We start from the raw sequence: 1230 nt of genomic DNA on the forward strand, positions 1-1230 counted from the left end.
CACCAAAGTACTGTGGTAAAAAACAAGTAAAAAAGCATTAACTTTTCACTAAAGTACTTCTGTAAGTATCTTCATATATTAACCCTGATTTTGCAATAGCAAAGGCCTGTTTCAATAGTTTATTACACACCGCTATTAACGCTAGTTTTTTGCTCTTTCCTTTGGCCACAAGTCGCTCATAAATATCTCTACAAGCCTTATTATATTTACAGGCATTAAAACTGCACATAAATAATAAATCACGAAGTTTTTGATTGCCCATTTTACTTATGCGAGGGCGCCCTTTTACACTGCTACCACTTTGTCTAATTATAGGCGTTAATCCAGCATAACTACATAATTCACTTCCGCTTGTAAAGCGCTCGAACCCGTCTGTTAGAACAACTAACATAAGAGATGTTTTGTTCCCAATGCCTGGTATCGTTTTTAAGCGTGTTAGCACATCTTGATGCACTTGTTTTACTAATACGAGCAGTTTATCTTCCAAGTTTTTCATTTCTTGTTGGACGTGTTTTAAACTACGTTTCAAAGATTGCATAACCGCTTTACTTGGGTTACCTAAAACAGCTTCGCCATGTAATTTGTTTTTTAACATCGTGCTTTGTTTTGTATAAACTGAAAGGAGTCTGGTCATTTGGAGACACTCTGTTTGATGCTTGGAATTCCCTCGCCAAAGTTTCAATTCTACCTGTTTTCCATACTCACAAATAAGTTTAGAGTCACTCTTATCGGTCTTGTTCTTTGTTAGTTTCATCTGTATAAAACGCTTTACTGCTAATGGGTTTTCTACGGACACTTTAACACCAGACTCCAGTAAAAAATAGGCAAACTGATAATGATAATAACCTGTTGCTTCCATCACACAATGACTATTAATATCCGTGAGTCTTATAAATTTTTTAAAGCCTGAAGGATTGTTTTTAAATTGATAGTAATTGCCATCAGAATCCGTGACATCGAAAACTAAATGACTAATGTCAATTCCAAAATATTTTATATCTTTCTTCATAAGAAAATGTTTTTTGAAAGGACAATCTACGCGAGTTTCAACGACTTAAAATCGAGGTCTAAAGCCTCATAGAACTGTTCGAAATCTGTGTAGAAAAGAGAGGGGATTTTCAATGGTGACGAGATCTAGGTCTCTGCGTACGTAATAACCTTATTCCTCTCTTTTGTTCTTTCTTATTTATATGCCTCAATTTAGTGTTTTTACTAAAATGCTAACTTAAG

At 34.8% G+C, this 1230-nt stretch carries 1 protein-coding gene; it reads right to left on the reverse strand.

Going from position 1 to position 1230, the window contains the following annotated elements:
• Window positions 1-37: 37 nt before the first annotated feature.
• Entirely contained in the window at window positions 38-1009 is a 972-nt protein-coding gene (locus H344_RS0116835; protein WP_026811331.1) for an IS110 family RNA-guided transposase, read from the reverse strand.
• Window positions 1010-1230 lie beyond the last annotated feature (221 nt).

It is taken from the genome of Arenibacter latericius DSM 15913 (assembly GCF_000424985.1).
In the GTDB taxonomy this organism is placed as follows: domain Bacteria; phylum Bacteroidota; class Bacteroidia; order Flavobacteriales; family Flavobacteriaceae; genus Arenibacter; species Arenibacter latericius.

What these genes read in the sequence shown, in the direction of transcription:
- H344_RS0116835 (WP_026811331.1), bottom strand. Translation starts at nt 1,009, where the DNA reads ATGAAGAAAGATATAAAATATTTTGGAATTGACATTAGTCATTTAGTT.